This is a genomic window from Brachyspira sp., assembly GCF_050873525.1.
Lineage (GTDB): Bacteria > Spirochaetota > Brachyspiria > Brachyspirales > Brachyspiraceae > Brachyspira.
This window is the reverse complement of sequence record NZ_JBNMIZ010000140.1, coordinates 1-6,922: the sequence shown is the minus strand read 5'-3', so window position 1 is coordinate 6,922 and position 6,922 is coordinate 1. Positions and strand designations below refer to the sequence as shown.

The 6,922-nt window shown below is 28.0% G+C and carries 8 protein-coding genes; 6 read left to right on the top strand and 2 right to left on the bottom strand.

Annotated features, from left to right (window positions below; all coding sequences use genetic code 11):
- Positions 1-35 precede the first annotated feature (35 nt).
- A complete protein-coding gene (locus tag ACR0QS_RS09320) occupies positions 36-434 on the top strand; it encodes a rhodanese-like domain-containing protein (protein ID WP_432633169.1) in 399 nt (132 codons plus the stop codon).
- Between the two features lie 13 nt (positions 435-447).
- On the opposite strand, the gene ACR0QS_RS09315 is transcribed toward ACR0QS_RS09320, so the two are convergent.
- Positions 448-1,377 (bottom strand): alpha/beta fold hydrolase, encoded by a 930-nt coding sequence (locus ACR0QS_RS09315; RefSeq protein WP_432633168.1) that lies wholly within the window; start codon positions 1,375-1,377, stop codon positions 448-450.
- A 243-nt stretch (positions 1,378-1,620) separates the two neighbouring features.
- On the opposite strand from ACR0QS_RS09315, the gene ACR0QS_RS09310 reads away from it, so the two are divergent.
- From ACR0QS_RS09310 to ACR0QS_RS09290, 5 genes are all read left to right on the top strand, one after another.
- Entirely contained in the window at positions 1,621-2,229 is a 609-nt protein-coding gene (locus ACR0QS_RS09310; protein WP_432633170.1) for a regulatory protein RecX, read from the top strand.
- 162 nt (positions 2,230-2,391) lie between these two features.
- Positions 2,392-2,949, top strand: a complete 558-nt coding sequence (locus ACR0QS_RS09305) for a carboxymuconolactone decarboxylase family protein (protein ID WP_432633167.1) — start codon at positions 2,392-2,394, stop codon at positions 2,947-2,949.
- Between the two features lie 11 nt (positions 2,950-2,960).
- Complete coding sequence (locus tag ACR0QS_RS09300) at positions 2,961-3,509, top strand: glycosyltransferase (protein ID WP_432633166.1); 549 nt, start codon at positions 2,961-2,963, stop codon at positions 3,507-3,509.
- A gap of 442 nt (positions 3,510-3,951) precedes the next feature.
- Positions 3,952-4,947, top strand: a complete 996-nt coding sequence (locus ACR0QS_RS09295) for a hypothetical protein (RefSeq protein ID WP_432633165.1) — start codon at positions 3,952-3,954, stop codon at positions 4,945-4,947.
- A gap of 32 nt (positions 4,948-4,979) precedes the next feature.
- Complete coding sequence (locus ACR0QS_RS09290) at positions 4,980-5,249, top strand: hypothetical protein (protein WP_432633164.1); 270 nt, start codon at positions 4,980-4,982, stop codon at positions 5,247-5,249.
- Positions 5,250-5,251: 2 nt separating this feature from the next.
- Here ACR0QS_RS09290 and ACR0QS_RS09285 read toward each other — a convergent pair whose 3' ends face one another.
- Complete coding sequence (locus tag ACR0QS_RS09285) at positions 5,252-6,832, bottom strand: hypothetical protein (protein WP_432633163.1); 1,581 nt, start codon at positions 6,830-6,832, stop codon at positions 5,252-5,254.
- Between the last annotated feature and the right edge of the window lie 90 nt (positions 6,833-6,922).

The following is a 6,922-nucleotide window of genomic DNA, read 5'->3' as shown; positions in this document are numbered from 1 at the left end:
ACATAATATTTATTTGATTTTAAGGATATTCGATTATGAAAAATATTAATAAATTTTTTATTTTGTTTATATTTATAATTTCTATTATTTTTAATGTTTCATGTTCAAATAGAGGATACAGCAATATTAATTTGAAAAATGCAATAAAAACTATTAATAATTCTACTAATTTAATTCTTTTGGATGTGCGAACTGCAGAAGAATATTCATCGGGAAATATTCCAAATTCTATCAATATAGATGTTTTAAGTTCCGATTTCAAATCGAAAATAGATTTGCTCGATAAAAATAAAGAATATTTGGTATATTGCAGAAGCGGAAACAGGTCTTTAATAGCTTCGAGTATAATGTCTACAAACGGATTTATCAAAATTTATAATTTAAATAATGTAAATTATAGCGATTTTGAAAACGCGATATTGACGAATAGATAATAATTTTAAGATTTTATTTAATATGTTTATTAAGCCATTCGACTATTTCGTTCATTACATCCTGCCTGCAAAAATCGTTTAATATTTCATGTCTTCCGTCTTTATATAAACTAATATTAATGTCGGTAAGCCCTAAAGATTTATACATTTCATAAACCCATTTTACGCCTTCGCCCATATTTCCAACTGGGTCTTTATCGCCCGAAATTAGCAAAATAGGAAAATCTTTATTCATTCTGGAATAATTATTTGAGTTTGAAATTTTTTCAAGCAGATGGAATATTTGAATATAAGTTTCCACGCTCGGAGGAATTTTTGAAAAATATTCGTCTTCTTTAACTTTTTTTATTTCTTCTCTATCGGATGTCATCCAAGCGAAAGATGAATTGTCTTCGGGAAAATATTTTCTTCCATATCCGCCGTTGGCTAATTTGGATAACAATTTTGCTCTCTTGCTTCCTCCGAAAATCGCTTTTTGAATATTTGCAATAATTTTTCCGAATTTTTCAGTTCCTTTAAATTTTCCTTTCGTTCCCATTATTATAGCGCCGTTTAAGTAGGCATGATATTTTATTAAAAATCCTCTCGTCAAAAAAGAACCCATACTATGCCCGAACATAAAATAAGGTAAATCTCCGTATTCGGCTTTAGTTTTATCCATAAGATATTTCAAATCTTCAATAATAAGTTCATGTCCTTTCTCGCCCATGTCTCCCATTTTTTCTTTAGTTATAGCGCTTCTTCCAAATCCTCTATGGTCTTCCGCGCATACCAAAAAATCGTTATCCGTTAATTTTTGAGCCAATTCTTTATATCTTCCCGCATGTTCGTCAAGTCCATGAACTATTTGAACTATCGCTTTAGGTTTATTTTCTGGAATAAAAAGATAGGTGAACATTTTATGTCCGTCTTCGATTGTTAAAACTTTAGTTAATTCTTTCATTTCCATCCTCCAAATAAATGATTTATTAATAATCAAATTATATATTATTCTTTATTACTTGCAATGTTACGAAAAATAATTAACAATTGAATTTTATATAAACTATTATAGATGAATGGAATATTAATTCAGGGAGATATGCCAATAATAGCTTACAGACGGCATAGGGAGGAATTGAAGAAATCCATAAATACTTGAAAAACGATAAATTTAATATATATTAATTTTATGATAATTCTAAAAATGAAACTTAAAGGCGATAAAATATATATAAAAGTTTCGGGCGGAGATGTTTTCACGATTCCAAAAAACGGAACTTACGAACTCGACATATACGAAGGAATGGAACTCGAATACGAAGAAATTCCGCATATAAGAATGAGAGCTTTTGAATCTTCCGCTAAAAAATCGGCGGTTAATATTCTAAAAAGAAGTTTTGTAAGCGAAAATATTCTTAAAGAAAAATTATCTCAAAAAGGGCATAAAAAAAGATTCATTAATTACGCAATTAAATATTGCAAAGATTACGATTTGATTGACGATAAAAGATTTGTAAAAATAGCCGTCAATTCTTTAAAATTAAAAGGAAAAAGCAAAAGGTTTATAATCGATTATCTCAAAAAATCAAAAATAAAAAATTCTTTAATAGAAAAAGCTGCGGATTCTATAAGTTATAAAACCGAAAGCAAAGCCTTAAAAAATGCGATAAGAAAATATTATAAAGTTTACGAAAGTAAAGAAAATAAAGAAGAATATATTATTAGAACTTTAATGCGAAAAGGCTTTAAATATGAGGATATAAAAAATCTACTTGGAAAATATATTAATCGTATTAACAATAATAAAAAATAAAAATTATATTGTCATTGCGAGCGAGTGAAACAAGCGAAGCAATCCAAATAAAATATAATACTTGAAATATCTTATTTATAATTTATAATTGAATTCAAATTAATTAAAAAATAATTAATTGAAAAAATAAAAACAAAAATTTAAAATCATAAAGGAGTTTTTATGGCAAGAGTAAAATATGTCGAATACGAAGAAGCTCAAGGAAAAGTAAAAGAGGCTTTTGACGAACAAATAAAAAAAAGCGGAAGCGTGACAAACATGAAAAAAGCGCTTTTGAACGATTACGCCACTTATGACGCTTTCATGGGCTGGTATGTTTCTTTTGGAAGACTTGTTGAAATCGTGGGAAAAAGAGCGGCTATGATATTGGCTCATTCGGTTTCTACTACAAACGGATGTATGTTATGCTCGTTATTTTTTATAAGAGATTTGAAGGCAATCGGAGACGACCCAAAAAATCTTAAATTGGACGAAAAAGAAAAATTATTATCCGAACTCGGAATGCAAATGGTAAAAGACCCAAATGCAGTTTCGGACGAACTCATTAATAATTTGAAAAAACATTTTTCAGATTCGGAAATTGTGACTATAGTCGGTTTTGCGGCTCAAATGATGGCTACAAATAATTTTAACGCCGTTTTGAAAATCGATTTGGACGATTCTTTAGTTCCTATCGCTGGCGAATTTGAAAAAGAAACTTGGCGAGCGAAAAATAAATAATCATAATATTTATGGTAAGTATAGTAATAACTACAAAAAATGCCGAAGAGTTTATAGTGGATTGTATAAAATCTGTTATAAACTCTAATTATATTAAAGCTGGCGGAAATTTTGAAATAATATTAGTCGACAATTATTCGGCAGATAAAACCGTAGAAATTGCAAAATCTTTAGGAGCAAAAACTTTTTTAAAAGGTCCCGAACGTTCGGCACAAAGAAATTACGGAGTAGAACAATCCGCTGGAGAAATTGTAGGAATTTTGGATGCGGATATGATATTATCTGAAACCGTGATAAGCGAATGCGTTGAAATATTTGAAAATAACGAAAACATAAAAGCGCTTTATATTCCTGAAAAAATTTTTGGAAAAGGATTTTTTAATAAAGTCCGAAATTTTGAACGCTCATTTTATAATACCACCGTAATTGACGGATTAAGATTTTTCAGAAGAGAAGATTTCTTAAAAATAGGCGGATTCGATACTTCGCTTTATGCCGCTGAAGATTGGGATTTGGACAGAAGAATGAAAACTGCGGGGGGGGGGGACAGCAATTACTAAATCTCCGTTATTTCATCATGAAAATCATAATCTCAAAAAATATATTATAAAGAAAAGTTATTACGCTTCCAACTTCGATAGTTATTTTAAGAAATGGGGCTTTGACGAAACGACTAAAAAACAATTCGGATTTTACTATCGTTATATCGGCGTATTTATCGAAAACGGAAAATGGAAAAAATTATTCGCTCATCCTTTACTCTCGCTTTCAATGTATTTTTTATTATTTTTAAGAGGCTGCGTTTATATACTCGCAAAATTTAACATCTCGAAAAAAGAAAGCGTTTATGATAAAAAATAATTAATTCTTTATTTTAATTTATTAATTTAATATTTCGATAAATAAAATTATTCTATTCTTTATTATTTGCTTTTATAACTTTTATCAAATATAATATATATAATATAAAAAATTAAAATATTTATAAAGGATAACAATTTTATGACTGCAATAAATAAACAAAAACCGATTTTAATAATTTTAATAGTATTGTCAATAATAATTGGAATATTTTTAAGATTGTATATTTTTAATAAAACCATAGTTGTAGAACCGAAAGACATGGACGGAAAATATCAGTTTTATCAATTAAATCAATATATCAATCAAAAGAAATTTCCAACGGAAGGAGTTTTTCTTAATTCTCCAGAAACTTACGACAGCGAAATCAACGCAAGAATTCCCGGCGGATATTTTTACATTTCTTATATTGCAAAATATTTTATCGGAGGAAAAACTTTTGAAGGAGCGAGATTTGTCAATTTGATAACAACGATTTTACTTGGAGCTATATTTTTATTTTGGATTTATAGAAGATTTGGACTTACGACTTTCGCTATAATGACGGCTTTAATGTCGGTAAATGTTTATTTTTTGGGAGCGGGAAATTCAACTTGGAATCCAAATATTTCTTTAGGTTTTTCGTTTTTATTTTTGCCAGTTTTATACGAATATCTTTATAACGATGATAAAAAGAAAAAATTTATTTACGGAATTTTATTATTCCCGATTCTCGCTTTAACGGCGCAATGCCATTTTTCAAATTTCTTTTCTATGATTCCCGCGTTAATAGTATTTTTGATTATGAGATGGAAAAAAGACACAAAGAAAAATTTGATTCCGTTGGCTTTGGGAGTTTTTATATCTTTCTTAACATATTTGCCCTACTTAATATATCAGTTTCAAAATAACTTTGAAGGAATTTTGAAAATATTAAAAAGAAAATCGGAAGTTGACGCTATGACTATAATTCAGCCTCCGCAAATATATTCCATTCTTTTATTTATGACAAACGAAGGCGGAAATAAATATGTTGGCGGATTAAAAGATATTTTAAATCATTATTTTGGTAATAGTTCCTTCATATATATATATATATATATATATATATATTTCTATTCTATGTTTTGTCTATCGCTTTGGCGATTTTTATATTAATCTATTCTTATAAACATTTCTTTACTAAAAAAATGACAACGGAAAATGAAAGAGAGACGAACGCGTTAAAAGATTTGATGCTCTTTTATCTCGTTTATATAATCGTTTCTATAGTTTGTTATATGCTTGCAAATATCGGAGCTGGACGCCCTCATTATTTTTATTCGTCATTCACGCTCGGTTTTGTTCCCGTAATTTATTTTATAGAAAATATTAAATCGACTAAACCTAAATATTTAAATTATATTTTTCTTTACGCTTTTTTGAATATGATAGCGATATTTATTGACAGAATAATATAAAACTATTCGATTTTTAATTCTTTATAAACGGTATAAATTCCGTTGCTTGAAATTATTTGTAAATTCAAATTTGTAATATTTTTTGAATCGTATAAATAATAAATAATATTCGCGCCGCTTTGAACTTCGTCCCATTTATCGTTATAAACGAATCCCATTTGGCTAAAATACTGTTTGCTAAAATGTTCCGCTCCGTATTCTATAATAAATTTTTCTCCGTTTGAATCTTTTGCAATATTTTGAACCGTGTCAATATAATCGCTCCATTTATAAGGCTCTTGATAATTTTTATAAAATATCATTATATTAAAAGTCATGGCAATCGCGCTCAACATATAAAAAATAGAAATATAATTCAAATATTTAAACTTCAAATTGATTTTCAAATTATAAAGAAAATAAATCATTGGAACGAAAGACAAAGCGAAAGCTCCGTAATGATATCTGAATTGTCCCGCTATTCCTCTGCCGATAATCGTTATAAAAATCGTCACTGGAAAATAAAGCAAAAATAATAAAAATAATTCTTTGATTAAAAATAAGCTTCTATCGTTATTATTTTTGTAGTTTTCAAATTTATATTCTTTGTTTTTGAAAAATTTAATAACGGAATAAATAAAAGCCGTCAAAATTAAAATTATCGACAAAACCAGAATAATTAAAACGAATATAAAATATGGATTATTATTCAAATAAAAATCCATTATCTTCTTAAAATTATTCGCCGCATACATTACGGAAAATTCATTTGTCGGAAACATAAATAAAGAATGAACTTGCGGAAAAGGAAAAACTTTTCTCAAATCGCTATTAACCGAAAAATCGAGCATTTTATTCGTATTTGCAAATCCGTTTTTTATCTCCGAAATCAAATAGGGCAAATATGTCAAAAAAGATAAGAAGACGCCGATTAAAAGAGATTTTATATTTTTTAAAGTGGATTTAAATCTTATAATCAAATAAATTATCACGGTTGGAACGATTCCATAATAAACTGCAAAATGAGCCTGTCCCATTAAAGCCAAGCATGGAAAAAACATCATTGCGGGAATATTTAAAGAATGATTCTCTTCTATATATATATATTCTCCAAATAAAGTTAAGAATAAAAACGATAAAGAAAGAGTAATATTAGGATTATAAAAAATATTATTCGTATAAACGAAATAAATATTGAATAAAACCAAAACCGACAAAACGCTCGCGATTGAAAGTCCGAATCTTTTATAAATCCAAAATAAAAATATTAACGCGGGAATAAACATAGTTATAAAATTGAATACTCTCGCAATTTCGATATTTCCGCCCGCCAATTTGTAGCATAATAAATAATGAATATAGAAAAATCCGCCGGGAACTCTCGGAGCGACTTCTTCGGTTAATGGTCCCATTTCAAATCTTGCGCCCGTAGTCGGAATTTCGCCTTTTTTATCAAATCGTTTCATGTCGTAAAAATGCGTCATAAAATCTACAAAATCCGTTCCAGCTTTTGGAAACGCGTATATTCTGTTAAATATAGTTAAAGCAATCGACAATATCAAAAGTGAAGCCGAAATATAAATTAAAGTTTTTTGAGAATTCATTTTAATTTCCTTACAATAAAATTTTAAATTTAATTAATTTAATTTATGAATTATTATAATAAATTTTTTTAAAAAAGTCAAGTATAATTT